The 23631-nt window shown below is 36.0% G+C and carries 25 protein-coding genes and 1 tRNA gene; 19 read left to right on the plus strand and 7 right to left on the minus strand.

Annotated features, from left to right (window positions below; all coding sequences use genetic code 11):
- The 3 genes from ADH90_RS10650 to ADH90_RS00085 all read right to left on the minus strand — a co-directional run.
- A partial coding sequence (locus tag ADH90_RS10650; RefSeq protein ID WP_239681975.1) for a transposase occupies window positions 1-112 on the minus strand: 112 nt, incomplete at its 3' end.
- A gap of 183 nt (window positions 113-295) precedes the next feature.
- Window positions 296-538 carry a type B 50S ribosomal protein L31 gene (locus tag ADH90_RS00080; protein ID WP_000710764.1) on the minus strand — a complete coding sequence of 81 codons (243 nt, stop codon included), beginning with the start codon at window positions 536-538 and terminating at the stop codon, window positions 296-298.
- Between the two features lie 96 nt (window positions 539-634).
- Entirely contained in the window at window positions 635-1570 is a 936-nt protein-coding gene (locus tag ADH90_RS00085; protein WP_049529437.1) for a DHH family phosphoesterase, read from the minus strand.
- Window positions 1571-1673: 103 nt separating this feature from the next.
- On the opposite strand from ADH90_RS00085, the gene ADH90_RS00090 reads away from it, so the two are divergent.
- The 14 genes from ADH90_RS00090 to ADH90_RS00155 all read left to right on the plus strand — a co-directional run bounded on the left by ADH90_RS00090 (window position 1674) and on the right by ADH90_RS00155 (window position 16175).
- Window positions 1674-2117 (plus strand): flavodoxin, encoded by a 444-nt coding sequence (locus ADH90_RS00090; RefSeq protein ID WP_001162134.1) that lies wholly within the window; start codon window positions 1674-1676, stop codon window positions 2115-2117.
- 116 nt (window positions 2118-2233) lie between these two features.
- Window positions 2234-2500: a chorismate mutase gene (locus ADH90_RS00095; protein ID WP_049529438.1), complete on the plus strand. Its 267-nt coding sequence runs from the start codon at window positions 2234-2236 to the stop codon at window positions 2498-2500.
- A complete protein-coding gene (gene crcB / locus ADH90_RS00100; protein ID WP_049529439.1) occupies window positions 2497-2871 on the plus strand; it encodes a fluoride efflux transporter CrcB in 375 nt (124 codons plus the stop codon). The genes ADH90_RS00095 and crcB (ADH90_RS00100) overlap by 4 nt, the downstream gene beginning before the upstream one ends.
- A complete protein-coding gene (gene crcB, locus ADH90_RS00105) occupies window positions 2865-3194 on the plus strand; it encodes a fluoride efflux transporter CrcB (protein WP_049529440.1) in 330 nt (109 codons plus the stop codon). Before crcB (ADH90_RS00100) ends, crcB (ADH90_RS00105) begins: the two co-directional genes overlap by 7 nt.
- A 118-nt stretch (window positions 3195-3312) precedes the next feature.
- The gene (gene rplS, locus ADH90_RS00110) at window positions 3313-3660 is read left to right on the plus strand and encodes a 50S ribosomal protein L19 (RefSeq protein ID WP_001068670.1); all 348 of its coding nucleotides are present in this window, start codon (window positions 3313-3315) and stop codon (window positions 3658-3660) included.
- A 42-nt stretch (window positions 3661-3702) separates the two neighbouring features.
- Window positions 3703-3774: transfer RNA gene (locus tag ADH90_RS00115), tRNA-Arg, on the plus strand.
- A 569-nt stretch (window positions 3775-4343) separates the two neighbouring features.
- On the plus strand, window positions 4344-4478 hold the full coding sequence (locus ADH90_RS10655; RefSeq protein ID WP_204373575.1) for a helix-turn-helix domain-containing protein: 135 nt from the start codon (window positions 4344-4346) through the stop codon (window positions 4476-4478).
- A gap of 42 nt (window positions 4479-4520) precedes the next feature.
- Window positions 4521-7388, plus strand: a complete 2868-nt coding sequence (locus ADH90_RS00120; RefSeq protein ID WP_049529441.1) for an ATP-dependent DNA helicase — start codon at window positions 4521-4523, stop codon at window positions 7386-7388.
- A 33-nt stretch (window positions 7389-7421) separates the two neighbouring features.
- Entirely contained in the window at window positions 7422-9134 is a 1713-nt protein-coding gene (locus tag ADH90_RS00125) for a site-specific DNA-methyltransferase (RefSeq protein WP_049529442.1), read from the plus strand.
- 3 nt (window positions 9135-9137) lie between these two features.
- Window positions 9138-11771, plus strand: a complete 2634-nt coding sequence (locus ADH90_RS00130; RefSeq protein ID WP_049529443.1) for a TnsA endonuclease N-terminal domain-containing protein — start codon at window positions 9138-9140, stop codon at window positions 11769-11771.
- 784 nt (window positions 11772-12555) lie between these two features.
- Window positions 12556-13299, plus strand: coding sequence for a response regulator transcription factor (locus ADH90_RS00140; RefSeq protein ID WP_049529445.1), 744 nt, complete (start codon window positions 12556-12558; stop codon window positions 13297-13299).
- Window positions 13300-13308: 9 nt separating this feature from the next.
- Complete coding sequence (locus tag ADH90_RS00145; protein WP_049529446.1) at window positions 13309-14616, plus strand: sensor histidine kinase; 1308 nt, start codon at window positions 13309-13311, stop codon at window positions 14614-14616.
- Window positions 14617-14784: 168 nt separating this feature from the next.
- Window positions 14785-15456 carry an ABC transporter ATP-binding protein gene (locus ADH90_RS00150; protein ID WP_049529447.1) on the plus strand — a complete coding sequence of 224 codons (672 nt, stop codon included), beginning with the start codon at window positions 14785-14787 and terminating at the stop codon, window positions 15454-15456.
- Between the two features lie 5 nt (window positions 15457-15461).
- On the plus strand, window positions 15462-16175 hold the full coding sequence (locus ADH90_RS00155) for an ABC transporter (RefSeq protein WP_193389829.1): 714 nt from the start codon (window positions 15462-15464) through the stop codon (window positions 16173-16175).
- A 357-nt stretch (window positions 16176-16532) separates the two neighbouring features.
- Here ADH90_RS00155 and yidA read toward each other — a convergent pair whose 3' ends face one another.
- Both yidA and ADH90_RS00165 read right to left on the minus strand, forming a co-directional pair.
- Window positions 16533-17339, minus strand: a complete 807-nt coding sequence (yidA, locus tag ADH90_RS00160) for a sugar-phosphatase (protein ID WP_049529448.1) — start codon at window positions 17337-17339, stop codon at window positions 16533-16535.
- Window positions 17340-17351: 12 nt separating this feature from the next.
- Window positions 17352-18656, minus strand: coding sequence for an HD domain-containing protein (locus tag ADH90_RS00165; protein ID WP_049529449.1), 1305 nt, complete (start codon window positions 18654-18656; stop codon window positions 17352-17354).
- A 71-nt stretch (window positions 18657-18727) separates the two neighbouring features.
- Between ADH90_RS00165 and ADH90_RS00170 the strand changes: the two genes are divergently transcribed.
- Window positions 18728-19105 carry a DUF1934 domain-containing protein gene (locus ADH90_RS00170; RefSeq protein WP_152904446.1) on the plus strand — a complete coding sequence of 126 codons (378 nt, stop codon included), beginning with the start codon at window positions 18728-18730 and terminating at the stop codon, window positions 19103-19105.
- Between the two features lie 116 nt (window positions 19106-19221).
- On the opposite strand, the gene ADH90_RS00175 is transcribed toward ADH90_RS00170, so the two are convergent.
- On the minus strand, window positions 19222-20304 hold the full coding sequence (locus ADH90_RS00175) for a DEAD/DEAH box helicase (RefSeq protein WP_049529451.1): 1083 nt from the start codon (window positions 20302-20304) through the stop codon (window positions 19222-19224).
- Entirely contained in the window at window positions 20301-21278 is a 978-nt protein-coding gene (locus ADH90_RS00180; RefSeq protein WP_049529452.1) for a Gfo/Idh/MocA family protein, read from the minus strand. The genes ADH90_RS00175 and ADH90_RS00180 overlap by 4 nt, the downstream gene beginning before the upstream one ends.
- Before the next feature lie 145 nt (window positions 21279-21423).
- Here ADH90_RS00180 and ADH90_RS00185 point away from each other — a divergent pair, with 145 nt between their 5' ends.
- From ADH90_RS00185 to rpmA, 4 genes are all read left to right on the plus strand, one after another.
- Complete coding sequence (locus ADH90_RS00185) at window positions 21424-22110, plus strand: YoaK family protein (protein WP_049529453.1); 687 nt, start codon at window positions 21424-21426, stop codon at window positions 22108-22110.
- A 279-nt stretch (window positions 22111-22389) separates the two neighbouring features.
- Complete coding sequence (rplU, locus tag ADH90_RS00190) at window positions 22390-22704, plus strand: 50S ribosomal protein L21 (RefSeq protein WP_000109137.1); 315 nt, start codon at window positions 22390-22392, stop codon at window positions 22702-22704.
- Between the two features lie 15 nt (window positions 22705-22719).
- Window positions 22720-23064, plus strand: coding sequence for a ribosomal-processing cysteine protease Prp (locus ADH90_RS00195; RefSeq protein WP_000613695.1), 345 nt, complete (start codon window positions 22720-22722; stop codon window positions 23062-23064).
- Between the two features lie 16 nt (window positions 23065-23080).
- Window positions 23081-23374 (plus strand): 50S ribosomal protein L27, encoded by a 294-nt coding sequence (gene rpmA / locus ADH90_RS00200; protein ID WP_000916509.1) that lies wholly within the window; start codon window positions 23081-23083, stop codon window positions 23372-23374.
- Window positions 23375-23631 lie beyond the last annotated feature (257 nt).

Genomic DNA, 23631 nt, shown 5'->3' on the forward strand with positions numbered 1-23631 from the left:
AGCCATAAATGGTATTACGTGAGATTTGGAAAACGTGTGATGCATCTGTTATACTACCTGCTCGCTCACAATAAGCGAGAACTTTTTTACGAAAATCTATTGAATATGCCATAAGAAGATTAAACCACGTTATATACTATTTTTGTTTCAATCGGCTATATTTTTCTCAAATTCAGATTTTGGGATAGATTAGTAGGTGATGAGATAAACTATTTTTGAAAAGAGAAAAAGACAAACGCCAAAAATGACGTTTGTCTTCGTTCTGAAAGAACAGCCAGAGCTGTTCTTTTTATGATTATTTGAGACCGTATTTTTTGTTGAAACGATCCACGCGTCCATCTGCTTGAGTGAACTTTTGACGTCCAGTGTAGAATGGGTGTGAGTCTGATGAAATTTCCACACGGATCAATGGGTAAGTTTCGCCTTCAAACTCAACAGTTTCGTTAGAGCGTTTTGTTGAACCGCTAAGGAATTGGTAACCAGTAGTTGTGTCCATGAAGACAACTGGGCGATATTCTGGATGGATATCTTTTTTCATTTTGCAATATTTCCTTTCTGCCATGGTCTCTTTGCGAGCCATAGATTGTTACCATACTAGTCTAACAGATTATGCTAAGTTTGGCAAGCTTTTTATCTATTTTTTCAGTAAGTTTTTTAATTTTTGGTAGATGACTTCATTTTCCTCTAGGCTATAGGAGTTAGCACCACTTGCAAGTGGGTGACCTCCACCATCATGTTCTTTTGCAACACCATTGATAGGGACAAATTTACTGCGAAGACGTACGCGGTAGTGACCATCTGCTTGTTCCACAAATATTCCCCAAAGATTAACTGTATCGATACGGCCTGGAGCTCCAACAATGGCTGCTGTTTCTGCATCTGTTACCTGATATGTCTTTAGAATTTCTTGAGTCAGTATGACACGTGCGACACCATTTTCATCAACTTCTAGGTGATCATAGACATAACCTTGAAGTTTAGCGATTTTAAAGCTCATGGTATCCATTTTACGTGTTAATTCAGCATAGTCAAAGTTATGTTCTCTTAGTTTACTAGCAATTCGAAGGGTACGAGCAGAAGTAGACGGATAAAGGAAACGGCCTGTGTCGCCAATAATTCCAGCGCAGAGCATTTTAGCAGCGTAGTCGGATAATTCTAGGTTAGTTGCTTCAGCAAAGAGAGCAATCATCTCACTGGCACTGCTAGAGTTGGTATCTACCCAAACAAGATCTCCATAGACTTCATCATTTGGATGGTGGTCAATCTTAATAATGGTTTCAGCATTAGTATAACGTTTATCATCGATACGAGCAGTATTTGCTGTATCACAGATGATAGCAAGCGCACCTTGATAATCCTTGTCTTCTACCTGATCCATCTTTGTAAGCCATGTTAGGGTTGGCTCATCATAACCAACTACCTTGATTTTTTTTTCTGGGAAATGGTGTTCCAGAAGTGCTTTGAGTCCAACCTGACTTCCTAAGGCATCGGGATCTGGTTTCATATGACGGTGAATGATGATGGTATCGTATGCTTTAATTTTTTCTAAAATTTGATGGCAAATTTCCATAAGTGACCTCAATTCTTTCTTATTTCATTGTAGCACAAGAGTTTTTATTTTTAAAATGAAAAAGATGTGATATAATGGAGAAAGATAAATTGAGGAGGACGATATGGCATTAGCAAAAATTGTATTTGCCAGTATGACCGGTAATACCGAAGAAATTGCAGATATTGTAGCAGATAAATTGCGTGAGTTGGGCTTAGAGGTGGATGTTGATGAGTGTACAACTGTTGACGCATCTGACTTTCTTGAAGCAGATATCGCCATCGTTGCAACCTACACTTACGGTGATGGAGAGTTACCAGATGAGATGATGGACTTCTACGAAGACCTAGCAGATCTTAACTTGAGTGGCAAAATCTACGGTGTGGTAGGATCAGGCGATACTTTCTACGATGAGTTCTGCAAAGCTGTTGATGACTTTGATCGTGTATTTGTGGCAACAGGAGCTGAAAAGGGATCAGAGTGTGTCAAAGTGGATCTTTCTGCAGAAGAAGAAGATATTGAACGCTTGGAACAATTTGCAGAAGAATTAGCTGCTAAAGTAGGATAAGCATGAAGTTGCACTGATGAAAGTTGTCAGTGCAGTTTTTGTTAGTCGTCCCTAGGGATAAACTGGCCCATTTAGAAGCTTTTTGCTAAAATCATTCAAATAATGAAGGAGACTCTATGGATTTAGATATTATTAGACAAGAAATCGATCAAATTGATGACCAAATTGTAAAACTCTTAGAAGAAAGAATGCATCTAGTTGAGGGTGTAGTGGCTTATAAAAAAGCTTCAGGAAAAGCTATTCTAGATACTAAAAGAGAAGAAGTTATCTTTGAGAAGGTCAGAAATCGTGTCAGCAATAAAAAATGCGAAGAGACAATAGTTGAGACTTTTTCTGATATTCTCAAACGTTCGCGCGATTATCAGGATAAAAATATCAAATGAAAAAAGAACAATTTTACCCATTAGGAATCTTTCTAGCTGCCATGCTAGGAGGACTTGTCCGATATCAGATTTCGAGATGGTTTCCAGCCAGTCCAGATTTTCCATGGGGAACTCTCTTTGCTAACTATCTAGGAATTTTCTGCTTAGTCTATCTTGTCAAAGGTTATTTGGTTTATAAGGGAAGCAGTAAAAGTGTCATTTTAGCGCTTGGAACTGGCTTCTGTGGAGGATTAACGACTTTTTCAAGCCTCATGTTAGATGGCGTGAAATTGCTGGATACAGGTTCTTACCTAAGTCTAGTAATCTATCTAGTTCTGAGCATTGGTGGTGGACTTTTATTGGCTTATTGTTTAGGGAGGAAGAAATGGTAGTATTATATCTAGCGCTTGCTTGTGGACTAGGTGCCCTTGTGCGTTATTTCTTTTCACGTTATAATCAAGGTTCAGTACTGCCTCTAGGAACTCTCATAGCTAATCTACTGGGCTGTTTTTTGATCGGTTTATTTTACAATCATGTGGAGTCTAAAGAAGTCTATCTTATCCTTGCTACAGGCTTCTGTGGAGGTCTAACCACTTTTTCAACCTTGAATGATGAACTCCAAAAACTCTTAACTAATAAGAAGATCTTTTACAGATATTTTCTCTTAACCTACTTAGGTGGTTTAGTAGCAATTTTTTTAGGAATTTTGCTATAAATTTCTTTACTTTTTTTAAGAAATTTGGTAAACTGTATTTTGTGTGTAATGGACGCACAAAAATACAGTTTATCCGCTGAGGAAGTTTCCTCAAGATTGACAAAGATAGGAGAATAAAATGAATCCATTAATCCAAAGCTTGACTGAAGGTCAACTTCGTACAGATATCCCATCATTCCGTCCTGGTGACACTGTTCGTGTACACGCGAAAGTTGTCGAAGGTAACCGTGAACGTGTTCAGATCTTTGAAGGTGTTGTTATTGCACGTAAAGGTGCTGGCATCTCAGAAAACTACACAGTTCGTAAAATCTCTAACGGTGTAGGTGTTGAACGTATCTTCCCAATCCACACTCCACGTGTTGAAAAGATTGAAGTTGTTCGTTACGGTAAAGTACGTCGTGCGAAATTGTACTACTTGCGTGCTCTTCAAGGTAAAGCAGCTCGTATCAAAGAAATCCGTCGTTAATTCGACCAAAAAACTCTGCTCATTCGGCAGAGTTTTTCTCTAGCTCCCTTAGTTCAATGGATATAACAACTCCCTCCTAAGGAGTAGTTGCAGGTTCGATTCCTGCAGGGTGCGTTCAAGAAGCGTAAAGAAGCGTATAGAATATTCAAAGTGTTTATTTAATGACTTTTCCACAATTTCATTTTTAAAATAATTTAGTATTTTTAATTTTTTTGAATAACTCTTGCCTAATTTTTGAACAAAAACTAATTCAAATCTTATCAGAATAGAATAAAGTAGATCAGGTGACTGGTCTATTTTATTGTAATTAGTTGTTTGACTCTTCATTATTCAGATTTTAAAATAGTCAAATACAATAATATTTTAAGGGTTAAGAATCTTTCGATTTAATCCAGATTAAGAAATTTTGTCAAGATTTATATTGAAAATATTCTGTCAAGTAAATTAGATGATTCATTCGTATCTGATTACCAAAATGCAGGTATTTTATGATATAATTTTATAGATAATATATTTAAACATGGTCTATTCTAAAGCTAATGATTGCGATTTCAAATTTAAGAATATTTAGCAAATTTATTACTAGATAAATGGATTTTTACCTAGTTGGAAAAAGACCTTCCGGAGAAATTAAGATCAAATTATGATATAAAAAATTATTGGTAAAACTTGCTGAATTGGAAATGAAGAGAACTCAGTTTTCGTCAGCAAAACTTAGAAAAGGAGAAAACACAACAACGGATGTACTTCTAAAAATATGTGGATATTTGAATTGTGATATTGACAAAATTGTTGAAGTTGTACAGAATGAAGAATAAGGTTAAGAAAAAGTAAATCATAATAAAGAGGTATGAAAATTTATGTTTGATTTTGGAAATGCAAATGATGGACAAAGGAAAGCAATTTCTACTACAGAGGGGCCGGTTCTTATTACTGCCGGACCTGGAACTGGAAAGACTTACACTTTGGTTCAAAGAGCAATTTATTTAATTGAAGAATGTGGAATAAAACCTGAAGAAATATTTATTGCTACTTTTACAGAAAAAGCAGCTAAGGAGTTAATTACGCGTATCACAAATGAATTGGCTAGTAGAGATATCTCTGTTAATGTCAATGAGATGTATGTGGGCACGTTTCATTCTTTGTGTCTACGAATTATAAAAGACAACCTTGAATATACGAGATTAAAAAAAAATTACAGGCTTCTAGATACTTTTGATCAGCAATACCTAGTTTTTAGGAGTATCTATAACTTTAGAACAATTGCAGGGCTTGAAAATGTTATGCCTAGAGGTGGAGCATGGAAATGGGCACAAGCAATTTGTGAGCTATCAAATAATTTATCGGAAGAACTTGTAGATTTCAATTTAATGTTAGAAGATCCAGATGTTGAAATTTCTACTATTGCAAAAGTAGTAAGTGTTTATCAAAAAATGCTTGATGAGGAAAACTTGGTTGATTTTTCGTCTATCCAGACTGAATGCTATAGAATGCTTACAGAAAATCCAAATATTCTTGAATCGTTAAGAAGTAGTATTAAATACATTATGGTCGATGAATACCAAGATACAAACTATATTCAAGAACAGATAGTATTCCTTCTAGGAAATCATGAGAATATTTGTGTTGTAGGAGACGATGATCAAGGTCTTTATCGTTTTAGGGGTGCAACCATCCGAAATATACTGGAATTTCCTTCAAAGTTCGATGAAGGAAAATGTGAAGTTATTCCCTTGGTAGTGAATTATAGATCAGATAGTGATATCGTTGATTTCTATAATAAGTGGATGGATACTACTTCAGGATCAAAATTTAAATTTGAGTGGGGAAAATATAGATATTCAAAAAGAATTGAGCCACATGAAAAGTCTCCTATAAATAGTACTTGTGTTGCAAAATTAGCTAGTAAAGACGATGAGGATGAATGGCATGAGAATATCCTTAACTTTATAAATTGTCTTAAAGAATCAGGAAAGATACAGGATTATAATCAACTAGCTTTCTTATTTAGTTCAGTAAAGCATGAAAGAGTTATTAGTCTAGCTAGATTTTTGGAAAATAATCATATTAATGTTTATTCACCTAGGTCAGATATGTATTTTAAAAGAGATGAAATCATGCAGACTATAGGATGTCTTATGCTGATGTTTCCTAATTACGTAAATGGATTGGAAAAAGGAGAATATAAATACTTAGATACTAAACATTATTCTTACTTTAGTGACTGTATCAAAGCAGCTAATGAATTTGTGACTAAGCCTGAAAATATTGAATTGAAAAGATTTATTAGAGATCATGGTAAAGAGCATTTCTCTTTAGCTTCATCGTCTTCTGGAACGACAGATTATACGTATTCAGGATTAATTTACAGATTATTTATGTTTAAACCGTTTAGTGATATATTGGATACGGATCTAGAATTAGGAATTGTTGATATTAGACCAGCGAGAAACCTGGCCAAGCTAACTCAAATAGTCGGCAAGTTCGAGTATCTGCATAATATTGACGTCATCACTGGAAAATATATCTTAAAGAATACAGAACAATTATTCAATATGTATTTGAAACTTCTATATGATGGCGGAATCGCAGAGTATGAAGACGATGAAGAATATGCACCGAGTGGATGTGTATCATTCCTTACAATTCATCAATCAAAAGGTATGGAGTTCCCAGTAGTATTTGTTGATTCGCTTAGCAATGTTCCTAGAAAAAGCTATAAAGATATTTTAAGCCATATAGAGGAAAAGTATTATCATCGTGAGGCTTTCGAACCACATGATGTAGTGAAGATGTTTGATTTCTGGAGACTTTACTACACAGCATTTTCTAGGGCACAGAATTTATTGATTCTAACATGTAATGAAAACAAGAATTCACCAAGCAAATACTTTAAAGAGGTGTACGATGAACTTCAACCTATTGCGTCAATTGATCTAAATGAATTTGATTTTAAAAAGGTGAAGAACGTGAATTTAAAAAACACATTTTCATTCACTTCTCATATTTCAGTATATGAAACTTGTGCACTTCAATACAAATTTTATAAAGAGTTAGAATTTATGCCGATTCGTCAGGGTGACATGCTTTTTGGTACTTTAGTTCATCAAACAATAGAAGATGTTCATCGTGCAGCCTTGAAGAATGAAACAGAGAAGATTTCCACTGAGAATATTACAAATTGGTTTGCAAGTAACTATATATCACTTATTAAGAGAGAACATGGATACTTAGCTGAAGGACAACGTAATGCAGCCTTAAATCAAGTTCTTCGATATGTAGAACGTCAAAATGGTAACTGGAGTTCAATTCAACAAGTAGAGGTTGACGTTAGTTTAGTGCAGCCAGATTATATCATAGAGGGTAAAATAGATCTGGTAAAAGGAGAGAATGGGACTGTAGAGCTCGTAGATTTTAAGTCTGAGAAGAAACCAGATATGGAAAAAATGAGAGACCGACTTGAACATTATCGAAGACAGCTTCATATTTATGCTTATCTTATTGAGCAGAGAACAGGTCAGAAGGTCAGCAAAATGCATTTATACTACACTGGTGAGGAAGATGGTAATCCGATGATTAGCTTTCCTTACACCAAAAGTGCTATCGATGGTACTGTGGCTGCATTTGATGATACTGTGCACAAGATATTAAGAAAAGACTTTAAAAATTGTTCGAATGATGCAAAAATTTGTTCGAACTGCGATTTCAGGCACTACTGTCATAAATAATCTTACTGAATAATGATTTTGGAGGAAATAAAAATGGAAGAACCAATCACTTTTGATTTTGAACAGAGACCGACTATAAAGGGGTTTCCTGAACTTAGGTGGACAGGTAAAAGACCGTATCGTTCGACACAGTATTACCCAGCTCAACTTCGTGAAAGGTACGGAGAAGAGAAGGATAATTGGATTAATAAAATTTTCTGGGGAGATAATCTCCAGGTAATGAGCCATATGCTTAAGGAATACCGAGGAAAAATTGATCTTATTTATATTGATCCACCCTTTGATTCGAAAGCAGATTATAAAAAAAAGATTAAGCTAAAAGATATAGGGTGTACATCATCTGACACATCCTCTTTCGAGGAAAAACAGTATGGAGATATTTGGACCAATGATGAGTACCTTCAATTTATGTATGAAAGATTTATCCTATTGAAGGAACTATTATCTGAAAAAGGTTGTATTTATGTGCATTGCGATTGGCATAAGGTGCATCATTTACGATTAGTACTTGATGAAGTCTTTGGTCCTGATAATTTTAGAAATGAGGTTATTTGGTGGTACTTGTGGGGCGGTAGAGGTAAAACACAGTGGAATAGCAAACATGACAATATTTTATTTTATAGTAAAACTGAAAAATGGACATTCAACTATATGGATGTGTTAGATGATCATACATTAATGACTGAAGGATCAAAGAATCGTCTTAATTATGCCGGTGCTATGGTTACATCTAAAAGCGCTTCCTCTGAAATACCTGAAGATAAAGTTCTTCCATCAGATACGTGGTATATAGCGACCATCAATGCGATGGCAAAAGAAAAGGAAAACTATCCAACTCAGAAGCCTGAAGATTTATTAACAAAAATCATACTTGCATCATCAAATCCTGGTGATATTATTTTTGATTGTTTTATGGGTAGTGGGACAACGCAAGCTGTTGCAATGAAATTAGGTAGACGATTCATTGGAGCAGATATAAATCTTGCTGCAATTCAGACTACTACAAAAAGGTTGATTACTGTAGCTAGTGAATTGCCCAAAAACACGCATATTTCAACAGGTTTTGAAGTCCATAATGTTAATAATTATGATTTCTTCAGAAATCCAATTGAAGCTAAAAATTTAATAATTGAAGCATTAGAGATACAACCTTTTACCCAGGGAAATGTATGGGATGGCGAGTTGGACGGTCGAATGGTTAAGATTATGCCAGTAAATAGAATTGCTACTAAAGCAGATCTTGAAGAACTAAAAGCAAATCTTCCATATAAGACTTATGAAAAAAGAAAAGAGGAAAATCCTCGTCAGGCAGTGGAACATATTACTATAGTGTGTATGGGACATGAACCTGATCTAAAAGCTTCGCTTGAACAGTCCTTGACAGATTATAGGGTTGATGTGCAAATAGTAGATATTTTACGAGATAAATCAGATCTTCAACTAAAGAGAGAGGCAGAGGCTGAGATTGTGCGCGAAGGTAATCAGCTTATTGTTCGTTCATTTTACCCGATGAATCTAATGCAAAAACTCTCTTTACAAAAAGAGTATGTGGAAGATTGGAAACAGTTAGTTGAATCAATTATGATTGACTGGAATTATGACGGTGCTGTTATGCAACCAACGGTAACAGATGTTCCAGATAAAAACTCTTTTGTTTCTGGTGTTTATGAAATACCAGAAAGTGCAGGAAATATCAAGGTTAAAATAACAGATTTACTATCAGAATCATTAGAAAAGGAGGTGTAGCATATGGCTAAACAGTCTTCAATGACATTCGTAGAAGATTTTGCATTCTATGAGCAGCTATGGTGGTATTACACTTCAAATAGGGGGAAAATTCGTTCTAGATATAATGATCTTACAAAGAAATTTCTTGCATATAACGATAAGAATGAAAATGAAGATGCATTTTTGCGTAAACCACAGTTTGAAGCATTAGAGATGTATGTGTTTATAAAAGAATTCATGAATAACGCACACATGTACGAGATGTTTGATGATTGGAGAAAACGCAGGGATAAGTTTGCAGATGCTTCATATTACAGTATCCACAAACATGGACAAGGAACTTTTATTGATATTGGAGATGAACAAAATGAAATTATCTTCAAACAAATGAAAAAGTATAAAGAATCTTACCCGAACTATATTTATGCACTTACCATGGGCCTCGGTAAAACTATCCTGATGGGAACCTGTATTTTTTACGAATTCTTGTTAGCAAACAAGTATCCTAAGGATAAAAGATTCTGTCACAATGCTCTTGTGTTTGCACCAGATAAGACAGTACTTGAATCTTTACGTGAGATCATGACTTTTGATAAGACGAAAGTTGTACCACCAGAATATGCTCGTGTGCTTGATGCAAATATAAAATTTCATTATTTAGATAATAGAGTGACTACTCTTCAAACAATTGATGATTCAAATTTCAACATAATAATTTCAAACAATCAGAAGATCATTGTAAAGAAAAAGCGTAAAGAAGATAAGCCGACAGACGTATTATTCGCTGGTGGTTCACTACTTGCTGGCATCTACGGGGACGATGGTGATAGTGACGTGTGGGATGATACCACTTTAATGGATAATCAGAGATTTAAAAAATTGTGCCGTTTACCTCAGCTTGGAGTTTATGTTGACGAGGCACATCATTTATTTGGAGCAAACTTGGAAAAAGAATTAAGATCGGGTGGCACAAATAAGACAACATTGAGAAATACTATTAACATGCTTGCAGAAGCAACATCAATTGTTGCGTGCTATAACTACACAGGTACTCCATACGTAAAAAAACAAGTATTGCCAGAAGTTGTTTATGCGTATGGTCTTAACGAATCGATTAGAAATGGTTTTTTAAAAGATGCAGATCCTATTGGTTTTGAAAATGTAAAGAACGAAGAGTTCTTGAAAAAGTCAATCACAATGTTCTGGGAAAGATATGGTGGCAAGACCTACGAGGGGCTTCCTCCTAAGATGGCAATTTTTGCGGCTAGTGTTGCAGAAGCTACGGACGTAGTTAGGCCTATAGTGGAGAAGGTATTAAGTGAACTTGATGTACCATTAGATACAATCTTAGTTAATACAGGTGATTCGACTGTGACAAAGAACGAAGACATCAGAAATTTTAACAATCTTGATGTTCTCGGAACAGAAGGAAGTAAAAAACAATTTATTATCCTTGTTGAAAAAGGACGTGAAGGATGGAATTGCCGCTCTTTATTGAGTATCGCTCTATTCCGCAGTCCTAAATCTAAGATTTTTGTATTGCAAGCAACTATGAGATGTTTGAGAAAACTTACAGATGAGCAACTTAAGGCTACAGTTTTCTTGTCAAAGGAAAATTTAGATACGCTAGATGCTGAACTTCGTAATAACTATAATATGGAGATTAGTGACCTGGGGAAAAGACCTAAAAAGAAAAAGAGCAATTACAAAGTTCGAGTTTTACCACCACCAAGAAGCATAAAAATGAAACGTATATGGCATGAGTACTCATTGATTGAAAAGGATTATTCTGAACCAATAAACTTCGAAATACAACAGATTGATGAAACAAAGTATGAATCTAGAATGTATAAAAAAGTTAGTATTAGGTTAGATATGACTGCAAAAGAAACCATCATTGATGATATTAAAGAACAGACCAAGTTCAGTAGATTTTCTTTGGTTGGAGAAATCTCACGTTATATGAATTTATCTTGTTTGATGATTGAGCATATTTTGAAAGAATCTATTGATGGGTTTGATGAAATTGTTGATGCAGTTAACAGACATAATGAGATTTTAGATGATATCATAATACCTAAAGTATTCCATGCTTTGTATGAAGTTAAATCAGAGCAGAAGAATGAAGATATAGATGTAGTTTTACTTAAAGAACCAAAGGATGCAGGTTATTATGAATTTTCAGCGGAACCAAGTCTAGTCATTGAAAAAGAACATTATAGCTTTACTGATGCGGAGAAAGCTAAAAGCTTCCATGCGGATACATATTGCTTCGATTCTAGGCCAGAGAGAGAATGCTTCTTGCAGTATATCTCTAATGTGAAGGTAGAAGAGATTTATTTTACTGGAATGTTTACGGCAAACCAAGGTGACTTTTTCGTGCAATATTATGATCCAGAATCTAAGAGGATAAGACGGTACTATCCTGATTTCTTGGCTAAGATGGCTGATGGTTCTTATCAGATTATAGAAGTAAAAGGTGACAATATGATTGATGATGAGGTTGTAAAAGCCAAGGCGGAAGCAGCTGAAGAAATGTCAGTCGCTAGTGGTATGAGATATATCATGTATACTGGTAATGATATTATGAATCGAAAGATTCTAGATAGTACAACTGATTCTGCTCAGAACAGTTTATTTGAAATTACAAATTGAACTTTTAATTTTGTCATGTCTTTTATAATTGTTGTAAAGAAGAGTGACGTTTTCCCATTAATGTACAATTGATGATTACTAATAACTGAAAAAAATTAAGCAAAACTTTTGACCAAAAATTGACCAAGTAAGACAGAAGGCCCTTTAAAATAAGGCTTTGAGACCTGTTTTTCGATTCCTGCAGGGGGCGTTTTTTGTTGCTTTTAAAGTTGAGAAATGTTGATTTATCAATGTTTCTCAACTTTTTTATACCCCAAAAAGTGAAAAGTTTTTAGAAAAGAGTTTAGATTCCCCATGCCTTTTTCAAGAATTTAATCAATTTTAGGTTGAAATAAAAACTCTAAATACTCATTCAATTCATCAATCACCATAAATAGTGGTTGTTTTGTATCCACGATTCCAAATAGTTCTAGATGAGCTTCGAAGATTTCAGAGTAGTTAACGTTGGGAGCAACTAGAATGATTTTTGCATGAAGATGCTGTCGTCGAATTCGGTTTACCGTGGTTGACAACTTACAAGGAGCAGTAATTGTGATAAAATAAAACCAATTCCTTTTGGTGTGAAGTTGTATCATTGGGAACGTAGAATGAATGGTTACAGGTAGTTTATGTTGTCTGATATATTTTTTCAGAACCAGAAGTAACCAATAATATTGTATCCATTGAATCATATCTTTCTTCCAATCGAATTTATTGTACATGGAGTGAAAGTATTGATTTTGAAAATGTCATAAAAGGATAGAAATCTGTCATATTCGGCATCTATCCTAAAGGAGGAAAGCCAATGTTAAGTATTTTCGTATTAGAAGATGAGTTGTTGCAGCAATCTCGTATCGAGAATGTGATTCAAGAACTGATTGCTCAAAAATCATTACAATGTAAACCTCCGAAGATTTTTGGCAAACCTCATCAACTAGTGGAAGCAATCACTGAAAGAGGCTCACATCAATTATTCTTCTTAGACATTGAAATTAAAGGGGAAGAAAAGAAAGGACTGGATATCGCAAAAGAAATTCGAAAGAAAGATCCGAATGCGACAATCGTGTTTGTCACGACTCATTCAGAGTTTATGCCAATTACCTTCAAGTACAAGGTAGCCGCACTTGATTTTATTGATAAATCGCTCTCTGAAGAAGAGTTTGCAGAGCGTATTTGTTCCGCTATCGAATATACGATTGAAAAAGCTGGAACAACAGTTTCTGAAGATGCTTTTACTTTTGAAACTGCGATGGCTCATGTTCAAGTGCCATTTAATAATATTTTGTATTTTGAGACTTCTCCAACGATACATAAGGTGATTTTACATACCAAGGATGAACGATTAGAGTTCTACGCAAGTATTGCAGAGATAGAAAAAGCAGATCCACGCTTATATCGTTGTCACCGGTCTTTTGTGGTAAATCCTGCTAATATTGTGAAAATCGATAAAGAAGAAAAGGTAGCTTTATTCGAAAATAATAATAGTTGCTTAATTTCCCGTATGAAATATAAAGGACTTCTTGAAAAAGTAAAGACACTAAATTGTTAGGGGGATTTCATGGAATCATTTTTAAATATAGCGAATGTTTATTTAAAAATACTGGCGCAGATGTTGATTTTTAAACAGATTAGTGAATTGCCGATAAAACGGAAATGGTTCTTGATAATACCAGCAGCCTTTGTGTGTCTCTTTATCGTAGTGCCACCGATTGCTTATTTTGGTTCTTTTATTATGTATATTGCATATTGTTTTTATATTAATAAAGATCAGAGTCGGATGATGAATCTGTTTTATGGATTGTATCCAGTTATTGTGGAAAGTCTATTTGGACGTATGCTAGGCTATAATGTGTTTCCGATGTTAGGAATTACAGTGTTTAATGAAACGACGATTAGCGGATATGATATTCTGATTGAATTGCTCATTTTCCCAGCATATCTACTCATTATTCATTCGTTAAAAATTGACTTTAAAGATTTAAAAGAAGGATTTAAGCGTCAATATTTTAATACAATTTTACTGATTATTAATCTATCGATGATACTCTATATCATACTGGTTTCTTTGTTTGTTGTTTTAAGAAATCAATTGTCAGATGCAGATATGTGGAGGGGGCAGCTTAATAATCTATATATTATTTTATTTTTCATTATGCTCTTATATGTCAATGCAACTTCGAAAGAAAAACTCGAACAAGAAATTGTAGCGCAGAAAGACCGCCAGTTAAAAGAATTATCGAATTATAGTCATCATGTGGAATCTCTTTACAGTGAAATTCGCAGTTTTAGACATGACTATCTCAATATTTTAACGAGTTTGAAGCTAGGTATTGAAAATAAAGATTTGCATGCGATTCAACGTATTTATGAGGATGTTCTCAAAGAAAGTGGGAAATCATTTTACGATAAAAAATTTGATATCGCTCGACTTAGCAATATTAAAAATGATGCAGTGAAAAGTGTATTGTCTGCGAAATTGTTAGAGGCACAAAATAAAGGCATTGATATTACAGTTGAGGTTGAAGAACCGATAGATGATTTCCAGATAGAAATTTTAGATTTCATAACGATTTTATCAATTCTCTGTGATAATGCGATTGAATCAAGTCAAAAAGCTAAACCCTCTAATCTTTCCGTAGCATTAATTAAGAGTGAAACGGCATTGATTTTGGTGATGGAAAATACGACCGAAGCTGAGAAGGTGGATGTGAGTCATTTGTTTGAATGCGGTATATCCACAAAAGGTGAAGATCGCGGTCTTGGACTCTATAATGTACAACAAATCATGGATCGTTATCCAAAGTGTTCAATCAGCACTAAAAGTGCAAACTACCAATTTTCTCAAACAATTACTTTTATTCAATAAATGAATTTATCTAAACTAAATAGCGATTGCTATTTAGTTTTTTTGTGCTTTCACCATAAAAAAATACCGTTTGCGACATTTGATTGACCGTTTTTGATAATTTGATTTTCTGTGGAAGCAGATATAGTAAACTAAATTCATAAATAATACAAACGCCTGGAGGCTTATATGTTTAAAGTATCAGAAATCAAGAAGTCATTTAAAAATAAAGAAGTTTTAAAAGGTGTTTCCTTCACGATAGAAGAGGGAGATAAAGTTGCCTTACTTGGGAATAATGGGGCAGGAAAAAGTACACTACTAAAGATTATAGCCGGTCAACTGCAAGCCAATGCAGGTCGTATCGAAACAACCCTTGATTTTCAAACGGAAATTGGCATGATGCCACAAGGAGATATTTTGATTGATGATTTGAAAGTGGGTGATTTAGTATTGCTCAAATGCCATATGAATCAATTGAGAGATATTGATATCGAGGCATTACTGAAAATGGTGGAATTAGAGGAATATAGGAATCAATATGTAATGGGGCTTTCTGGCGGACAAAAGAGACGTCTCTCATTATTATTAACGATTTTAAATGAACCGCGACTAATCTTTCTTGATGAACCAACTACCGGAATGGATTTAGAGTCTGTTGATAATTTCTGGCATCTTTTAGAAGAGCAAAACTTTACGTCGGTGGTCGTCACTCACGACTTTAACCAAATTGATCATTTCTTTACGAAAGTACTGATTTTAAAGGATGGTCGCATTGCTGCACAGGAAAGTGTAGAAGATATTCATCGTAAGGGCCAAACAATCGAACAGTTCTATAGAGAACAAGTGAAAATGGAGGGATAATGATTATGAAACTCATTCAATTAAAACAAGTCCTTGATAATAAAAGATTTTTATTATTTACAATTTTTATTCCAGTTGCATGGTATGTATTTCTATACAATATCCAACAGGGAATTACACCTAATATAATGCTGGGTATTGCTGTTTTTATTGGGATTATCGGGAATAGTCTGGCTACCTTTAGTAAACGGATTTCATCAAATATCGATTTTTACTCATTCGAGTCGAAGTTTTCTAAATATACAGTGAAAAACTATTTACTCGACCAAACTCTCGTACAATTGGTGTTAAATACTTTAATTTTTGTTGTAGTATTAGCTGTTGGCGTTCTCTTTTTTAGTTTTCCATTGAACAGTCAATTAGTCGTTCAATTTTTCTTATTAACCATTATGGGCATTTATTTTAGTATTATTGGCTTTGTAATTGGAGTTAGACTCGATGAGAAAATTATTGATACGGTCAGCTTTCCAGTAATTATTTTAGCTTCTATGACGATTATTCCATTTGCTTCTCTTGGTGCCGAAGGAGGATTCATGGAGTTTATTGGAAAAGCTCAAATGATTTTCCCAGGATACTATTACACCAATATCGTGAATGCTTTAACTACTTCAACGAGTATTGATGTCAAAGATGTAGCACTCTTCATTGGAGTATTTATCTTGAATGTCATTCCACTATACTTCCTTGTCCCTAAAGTGAAGTTAGCTACTGTAAAATAAAATGAAAGAGCCAGTAATTAGAAAATGTTACCGGCTCTGTTTTTGCTTTTTTGAAGCAATCTAATAAAGAAGCTTGCCCGTATTTTACATTCATTTTTAAAAATAATTTAGTATTTTTTGTCTTTTTGACCAAATCATGACCAAATCATGACCAAATTTTGACCAAAAATTATATTTTGGTCAATGACTATGGAATAAAATGGATCATGAAAATGCCTTTGATTTATAGTAGTGTTAATTCTCCCATCAAATACAGTTTTTCTACTCTCAAGATTTAAGTAACTGTACAACTAATACTGGAAATTGAGTTCTAACATAGTAAAAAACGCTCAGCAGAGCGGTTTTTGTCTATTCTTTCTACAACACCCAAGTTCGAATGGCATGAGCAACACCTGATTCGTCATTAGATTTAGTGATGTATTTGGCGATTTTTTTGAGTTCTGGATTTCCGTTTTCCATAACAACAGGGTTACCAACAACTTCAAGCATGGCACGGTCATTTTCCTCGTCACCGATAGCCATAGTTTCATCCTTGTTCAAACCGAGTTTCTCAGCTAAGTGAGTGATAGCTGAACCCTTGTCTACACCCTTTTTGAGAAGTTCGAGGTAGAAAGGAGCAGATTTGTTGATAGAGTAGCGGTCGTAAAATTCTGCTGGAATCTTTTCAATAGCAGCATCGAGAATTTCAGGTTCATCGATAAACATACACTTGACGATTTCCTTATCAGCCATTTCTTCAGGTGTACGATAGAAGATGGGCATGCTGACGAGGGTTGATTCATGTACAGTGTATTTTCCGATATTGCGATTGGCTGTGTAGATGCCATCCTTGGTAATAGCATGCATATGGACACCGAGCTTGCGACTGAGAAATTCCATATCTAGATAATCTTCATAAGTCAAGGATTCACTGATAATCTCATGCCCTGTAGCTGTTTCTTGAACAAGTGCACCGTTGAAGGTCACTACATAGTCACCTTCATCTCTTAATTTCAAGTCATCTAGAAGTTTGGCAACCCCGGCGATAGGACGTCCAGTTGCAATCATAACTTTGACACCAGCTTGTTTGGCATCTTGAATAGCGGCAAATACTTCAGGAGTGATTTCCTTTTTACTGTTGACAAGGGTTCCGTCGATATCGACAGCGATTAGTTTAATACTCATAAATTTCCTCTTTTAGTTTTTATTTGGTGTAAAATGATCGTTCTCAATCAAGTGTAGAAATTGCTGGGTAATGCTTGCGAAGATGCTGTTTTGGTCTAACATTTCTTTCGGAAAATAAAAACGATTATCTCCGTGGCGACTGCCAGCAAGGGATTGAACGATAGGCGAAAGGCTAGAAAGTTCTGCTAGTTCACCATTTTTCTGTAAAATCTCAATCTGTGTCCGTGGGTTTTCTGATTCGGGGCGATAGATATCATAAGGAAGGTCAAAGTTCTTATGAATAGCTGTGTAGTAGTCGGGATCAAAGCCGATGTCTTCTACTAATTTTCTCATAGATGCAAGCTGTTCTTGATCTTCTTGTGAAAAGGTAATGGATTTAAAGACCTTGCGATTGACAAAGCGTTGTGACAGGTCAGCTAAAATCTTGTCAGAACTGGTCATCCATAGTTGAAAATAGGTATTCATAACTCCGTCATCCAAAGATAGATAGTCAGCCAAGGTCACATTCTTTTCGAAAAATGGCAGTAGATGCGGGGATGTCAGTGTAAAGAAGTCCTTATTGTCTGGATAAAGTTCTTTAGCACGTTTCAAAAGATTCTGCAGAAGGACTTCCATAGCACGTGTTGCTGGATGGAAATATACCTGCATATACATTTGATAGCGACTAAGAACATAGTCTTCGATGGCATGCATGCCGTTTCGTTGAAAGGCAATTCCGTTCTCGATAGGGCGAATAACTCGTAAGATACGTGTTAAGTCAAATTCTCCATAAGAAGCACCTGTAAAATAGGAGTCTCGTAAGAGATAGTCCATTCGATCTGCATCAATTTGACTCGAAATCAGCTGGACCACCTGCTTATTTGGATAAGTGTGGTCTATAACACTAGCTACCTTTTTTGGGAAATCTGGAGCTACCTGTAAAAGAACCTGGTGAATCTCTGTTTCGGGGCTTTGGATAATTTCCTGCGTAATCGCCTCATGATCGGTATCAAAGAGATTTTCAAAGGTATGCGAGTAGGCGCCATGTCCTAAGTCATGAAGGAGGGCTGCAGTCATGGTTAGGAGGGACTCCGAATGATCCCATTCTTTAGGATACTTTTCCTCAAAAATCTCGGTGATGCGTCGCGCAATCTCGTAAACACCTAGACAGTGAGAGAAACGACTATGTTCTCCACCATGAAAGGTATAGCTGGATGTTCCGAGTTGCTTGATACGACGCAAGCGTTGAAATTCTTTGGTATTGATTAAGTCATAGATAATCTGATTATCAACATGGATATAATTGTGAACGGGGTCACGAAATACTTTTTCATTCATAAAACCATTATAGCAAAAAGCCACAGTTTTTGGTAAAATAGTAGGATAAGAGTGAAGAAAGAGGACTTGAAGTGAAGATTCGAATGAGAAATACCATCCAATTTGATGAACAATTGGAAGTGATCGACCAACTTTATGACGTTGAGTTACGTGAGAAAGGGGATTTTTCCTATCTCCTTTTTTATAATGAAGAGAAAGAAAAAGTGGTACTCAAGTTTAATGATACAGAGTTGGTGATGTCTCGATTTTCCAACCCTAAGACCATCATGCGTTTTCTGAAGGAAGCTGATAGTTTAGCCTATATTCCTACACCAATGGGGATACAGGAGTTTATCATCCAAACAAACCATTATCAAGTTGATCAGCAAAAGATTGAACTAGCCTATCAACTACAAAACAAAGAAGGAAATCCATTTGCAAACTATCGCTTAGAAATTACCTGGGGGTAAAAAAGCTGGTGGAGGAGAAATCAGTAGATAAAGTTTCGATTTCCTAGTTCTAAATCAGCTAGCAGGTCAAAGTTTTTTTGCTAATAAAAAATGAGGTTGGGACTTTTATCCCAACCTTATTTGATATACAGTTCTTGATTTTTCAAGACAATTTCACGTACACTTGCAAATTTTTTGAGCTTTTTGATTTCTTCGGGATGCGTTACAAGTGTGATTACATAGCCCTCTTTGCCCATACGTCCTGTACGGCCAGCGCGGTGAGTGTAAGTTTCCATATCTCTAGGAACGTCAAAGTTAACCACGCATTCCAAGCTATCAATGTCGATACCACGAGCTAGAAGGTCTGTTGCAAGAAGCAGTGTTAGTTGCTTGTCTTTGAATTTTTCGAGAATAACTTTTCTGAACTTAACGTTGACATCGCTAGCTAGAGAAATAGCTAGGACATCACGATATTGCAATTTTTCCTCAGCGCTTCCGAGGTCTGACAAACTATTAAAGAATACCAGTCCACGGAAGTCATCGACATGTGCTAGTTTACGAAGCATATCTACTCTGTGTCGTTGGTCTACTTGCATGTAGAAGTGTTGAATGTTGTCCAACTTTTGATCAGAGAGGTCAATGGTGCGCGTGTTGGGCGCAATCTTATCTTGGTCAAACTTGGTAGTGGCACTCATATAGATGAGTTGGTGGTCACGAGGTGCGTAGTGAGTGATTTTCTCAACAAAGTGAATCTGAGAATCATCTAGCAACTGGTCAAACTCATCAAGAATAATTGTTTCCACGTTCATCATCTTGATCTTCTTCAATTTAATCAGTTCAAAGATACGACCAGGAGTTCCAATAAGGATTTCTGGGCCTTTTTTAAGTCGTTCGATTTGACGTTTCTGACTCGAACCAGAAAGGAATAGCTGAGCAGTCAAGCCAATTGCTTCACCCCAAGTTTTAGTTACCTCAAAAATCTGACCAGCCAGTTCAGTATTTGGTGCTAAAATCAATAGTTGTTGCGCTTTTTTCTTTTGGAGACGGAGAAGACTTGGTAGGAGATAAGCTAAAGTTTTTCCTGTACCAGTTGGACTGACTCCAAGGAGGGTTTGACCGTCTAAAATTGGATCAAAAAGCTGAGTTTGAATGGGTGTGAATTCTTGAAAGCCGAGTTTTTCGGTTAGCTCTAGCCATTCTGTAGGTAGTTTGGTTTTCATTTTTCTGCCTCAAATCTAATGCCAGCAGTCTGGCGCATAGTGTAAATTAGGTTATGGACGTGTGACGCATCCTCTAACCAAGCTTGGTAAAGTTCTGGGTTTGGCTGCTTGATCATGTTAGCAAAAGCAGCGACCTCCTCAGTCATGGTATGAGGTGCCTGCTGAATAGGTAGATGTGTTTCATTACCTTGATGATCTGTGAAAATAGCTGAGCGGACATGTTCAATAGTGTTGAGCGTCAAGGTTCCATCTGTTGTATATATTTCGCAAGGAAGATTAGAAGTAATATTTTTACCAGCCTTGATATGGACTTGATAACCGGGATAAGATAAGATACCATCTCCATTTAAATCAATGGTGTTGTCAAGTTGTTGAGCTTGATAGGACGCATCAAGTGCCTTTCCAAACAAGCGAACCGCAGAATAGATCGGATAAATTCCCAAGTCCATGAGAGCCCCACCAGCAAAACGGTCTGAAAATACATTCGGAGTGTTTCCAGAAAGGAGGTCAGGCATCTTAGAAGAATACTTGGCATAGTTAAAATCTGCACCTGAAACTTGCTTATCTGCTAAAAAGTTTTTAATAATGGTGAAGGCTTCCTCATGATAGTTTCTTGCTGCTTCAAAGATAAAACGGTGATTCTCCTGAGCTATTTGAATTAACTCTTGCCATTCTTGTGGTTGAGTAACAGCTGGCTTTTCAAGGATAACATGTTTGCCAGCAGATAAAGCGGCCTTGGCTTGAGTAAAGTGCAGAGAATTTGGACTTGCGATATAGACAACATCAGATTCAGACTGGAAGAAATCCTCTAAATTATCAAATAGACTAACATCTGTATAGGAACTAGCAAATTGCTGAGCAGTCGTGAGCTTTCTTGAATAAACAGCCACTAACTGGAATTCCTGACTAGTATGAGCAGCTTCTATAAAGTGGTGACTGATTGCACCAGTACCGATAATACCGAGTTTAAGCATGAAATCTCCTTTTCTACAAGTAATGACTGCTTTCATTATATCACAGCTAGACTAAACTAGCCAAAGGGAGACAATTCTTTTATTTGACACTTCGAATTTTCCTCAAAAAATGGTACAATAGATTCAGAAAAAATAGGAGTGTAGTATGAGATTATTACCTATGAGAAAAATTTCTCGTCATTCAAAAAGATTGGCGCTTTTTTTGACTTTTTGTGCGGGTTATGTAGATGCCTATACCTTTATCATACGTGGGAATACTCTAGTTGCAGGCCAAACGGGGAATGTCGTTTTCCTTTCCGTTGGTCTCATTCAAGACAATGTTTCAGATGCCAGTGCAAAGGTAATGACCTTGATTTCCTTTATGGTAGGTGTTTTCCTCTTGACAGTTTATAAAGAAAAGTTGAGGATTGTAAGAAAACCAATTCTATCCCTTATTCCACTAGCAATTTTATCTTTAATAATAGGATTTGTTCCCTTGACGGTTGATAATATATACATAGTACCACCGTTAGCATTTTGTATGGGACTTGTAACAACAGCATTCGGAGAAGTTTCAGGAATTGCATACAACAATGCTTTTATGACTGGAAATATCAAACGAACCATGTTAGCATTTGGGGAATATGTTCGCACAAAACATACACCTTTTTTAAGAGAAGGTCTCATCTTTGTTAGCTTGCTGTCGAGTTTTGTGCTTGGGGTTGTTATATCAGCTTATCTGAGTATTTTTTATGAAGAAAAAACAATTTTAGGGATTCCAATCATGATGAGTATTTTTTATCTAAGTATGCTTTTTGCATCTTGGAGGAAAAAAATAAGAGAAAAAGTTTAAATTCGATGATAAATACTTGTCAAAAACCAGGAATCATGCTATACTTGAAGAGTTGACTATGCACAGTCCTGTGCAACCGCACGAACATCGTTGCTCGTCGTATAACAAATTTAAACTTCGTCATTATCGCCTTGCCTAACATAAGTTATGTCTTTGGCTCAATTCCTAGTTTATTCTTTGTTATACTTAGAGCTCTTCTTTTAAGTGGTTCGTCCCACGATGCTAGGCGAGTCTTCACAAAAATACGGGGAAACCCCAAAAAATCATAGGAGGTGCATAATGAGCACATACGCAATTATCAAAACTGGCGGAAAACAAGTTAAAGTTGAAGTTGGTCAAGCAATCTACGTTGAAAAATTGAACGTTGAAGCTGGTCAAGAAGTTACTTTTAACGAAGTTGTTCTTGTTGGTGGTGAAAACACTGTTGTCGGAACTCCACTTGTTGCTGGAGCTACTGTAGTTGGAACTGTTGAAAAACAAGGAAAACAAAAGAAAGTTGTTACTTACAAGTACAAACCTAAAAAAGGTAGCCACCGTAAACAAGGTCACCGTCAACCATATACAAAAGTTGTCATCAACGCAATCAACGCTTAATTTTAAGGAGAACACATGATACAAGCAGTCTTTGAGAGAGCCGAAGATGGCGAGCTGAGGAGTGCGGAAATTACTGGACACGCCGAGAGTGGCGAATACGGCTTTGATGTCGTGTGTGCATCGGTTTCTACGCTTGCCATTAACTTTATCAATTCGATTGAGAAATTTGCAGGCTATGAACCAATCTTAGAATTAAACGAAGATGAAGGTGGCTATCTGATGGTTGAAATTCCTAGAGACCTTCCTTCACATCAGAGAGAAATGACTCAGTTATTTTTTGAATCATTTTTCTTAGGTATGGCAACCTTATCGGAGGACTCTTCAGAGTTCGTCCAAACCAGAGTTATCACAGAAAACTAACACGGAGGAAAACATTATGTTAAAAATGACTCTTAACAACTTGCAACTTTTCGCCCACAAAAAAGGTGGAGGTTCTACATCAAACGGACGCGATTCACAAGCAAAACGTCTTGGAGCTAAAGCAGCTGACGGACAAACTGTAACAGGTGGATCAATCCTTTACCGTCAACGTGGTACACACATCTATCCAGGTGTAAACGTTGGACGTGGTGGAGACGATACTTTGTTCGCTAAAGTTGAAGGCGTAGTACGCTTTGAACGTAAAGGTCGCGATAAAAAACAAGTTTCTGTTTACCCAATCGCAAAATAAAAAGGTCCAGTGAACCTTTTTATCCCGAGCCTTGAAATGAAAAGGCGAGGAAGCTAGAAGTAGCATTAAATAAGGCTTTCCGAGTTTTCGGAGAGCCTATTTTTTTGGTTTTGATACCCATTTTGGTACCCAGAATGATTTTTATGTAAAATTTTTGTACAATATCATCGGTTTATACTCAATGAAAATCAAAGAGTAAACTAGGAAACTAGCCGCAGGCTGTACTTGAGTACGGCAAGGCGACGTTGACGCGGTTT

Source organism: Streptococcus pseudopneumoniae (assembly GCF_001073085.1).
Lineage (GTDB): Bacteria > Bacillota > Bacilli > Lactobacillales > Streptococcaceae > Streptococcus > Streptococcus pseudopneumoniae_M.

Bases quoted from the DNA above. Each gene is read 5' to 3' on its own strand.
- yidA (WP_049529448.1), bottom strand. From the start codon at position 17,339: ATGAGTATTAAACTAATCGCTGTCGATATCGACGGAACCCTTGTCAAC.
- rplU (WP_000109137.1), top strand. From the start codon at position 22,390: ATGAGCACATACGCAATTATCAAAACTGGCGGAAAACAAGTTAAAGTT.
- ADH90_RS00165 (WP_049529449.1), bottom strand. From the start codon at position 18,656: ATGAATGAAAAAGTATTTCGTGACCCCGTTCACAATTATATCCATGTT.
- ADH90_RS00130 (WP_049529443.1), top strand. From the start codon at position 9,138: ATGGCTAAACAGTCTTCAATGACATTCGTAGAAGATTTTGCATTCTAT.
- crcB (WP_049529439.1), top strand. From the start codon at position 2,497: ATGAAAAAAGAACAATTTTACCCATTAGGAATCTTTCTAGCTGCCATG.
- ADH90_RS00090 (WP_001162134.1), top strand. From the start codon at position 1,674: ATGGCATTAGCAAAAATTGTATTTGCCAGTATGACCGGTAATACCGAA.
- rpmA (WP_000916509.1), top strand. From the start codon at position 23,081: ATGTTAAAAATGACTCTTAACAACTTGCAACTTTTCGCCCACAAAAAA.
- ADH90_RS00185 (WP_049529453.1), top strand. From the start codon at position 21,424: ATGAGATTATTACCTATGAGAAAAATTTCTCGTCATTCAAAAAGATTG.
- ADH90_RS00150 (WP_049529447.1), top strand. From the start codon at position 14,785: ATGTTTAAAGTATCAGAAATCAAGAAGTCATTTAAAAATAAAGAAGTT.
- ADH90_RS00085 (WP_049529437.1), bottom strand. From the start codon at position 1,570: ATGGAAATTTGCCATCAAATTTTAGAAAAAATTAAAGCATACGATACC.
- ADH90_RS00125 (WP_049529442.1), top strand. From the start codon at position 7,422: ATGGAAGAACCAATCACTTTTGATTTTGAACAGAGACCGACTATAAAG.
- ADH90_RS00195 (WP_000613695.1), top strand. From the start codon at position 22,720: ATGATACAAGCAGTCTTTGAGAGAGCCGAAGATGGCGAGCTGAGGAGT.
- ADH90_RS00095 (WP_049529438.1), top strand. From the start codon at position 2,234: ATGGATTTAGATATTATTAGACAAGAAATCGATCAAATTGATGACCAA.
- ADH90_RS00175 (WP_049529451.1), bottom strand. From the start codon at position 20,304: ATGAAAACCAAACTACCTACAGAATGGCTAGAGCTAACCGAAAAACTC.
- ADH90_RS00180 (WP_049529452.1), bottom strand. From the start codon at position 21,278: ATGCTTAAACTCGGTATTATCGGTACTGGTGCAATCAGTCACCACTTT.
- ADH90_RS00145 (WP_049529446.1), top strand. From the start codon at position 13,309: ATGGAATCATTTTTAAATATAGCGAATGTTTATTTAAAAATACTGGCG.
- crcB (WP_049529440.1), top strand. From the start codon at position 2,865: ATGGTAGTATTATATCTAGCGCTTGCTTGTGGACTAGGTGCCCTTGTG.
- ADH90_RS00080 (WP_000710764.1), bottom strand. From the start codon at position 538: ATGAAAAAAGATATCCATCCAGAATATCGCCCAGTTGTCTTCATGGAC.
- rplS (WP_001068670.1), top strand. From the start codon at position 3,313: ATGAATCCATTAATCCAAAGCTTGACTGAAGGTCAACTTCGTACAGAT.
- ADH90_RS00155 (WP_193389829.1), top strand. From the start codon at position 15,462: ATGAAACTCATTCAATTAAAACAAGTCCTTGATAATAAAAGATTTTTA.
- ADH90_RS00140 (WP_049529445.1), top strand. From the start codon at position 12,556: ATGTTAAGTATTTTCGTATTAGAAGATGAGTTGTTGCAGCAATCTCGT.
- ADH90_RS10655 (WP_204373575.1), top strand. From the start codon at position 4,344: ATGAAGAGAACTCAGTTTTCGTCAGCAAAACTTAGAAAAGGAGAAAAC.
- ADH90_RS00120 (WP_049529441.1), top strand. From the start codon at position 4,521: ATGTTTGATTTTGGAAATGCAAATGATGGACAAAGGAAAGCAATTTCT.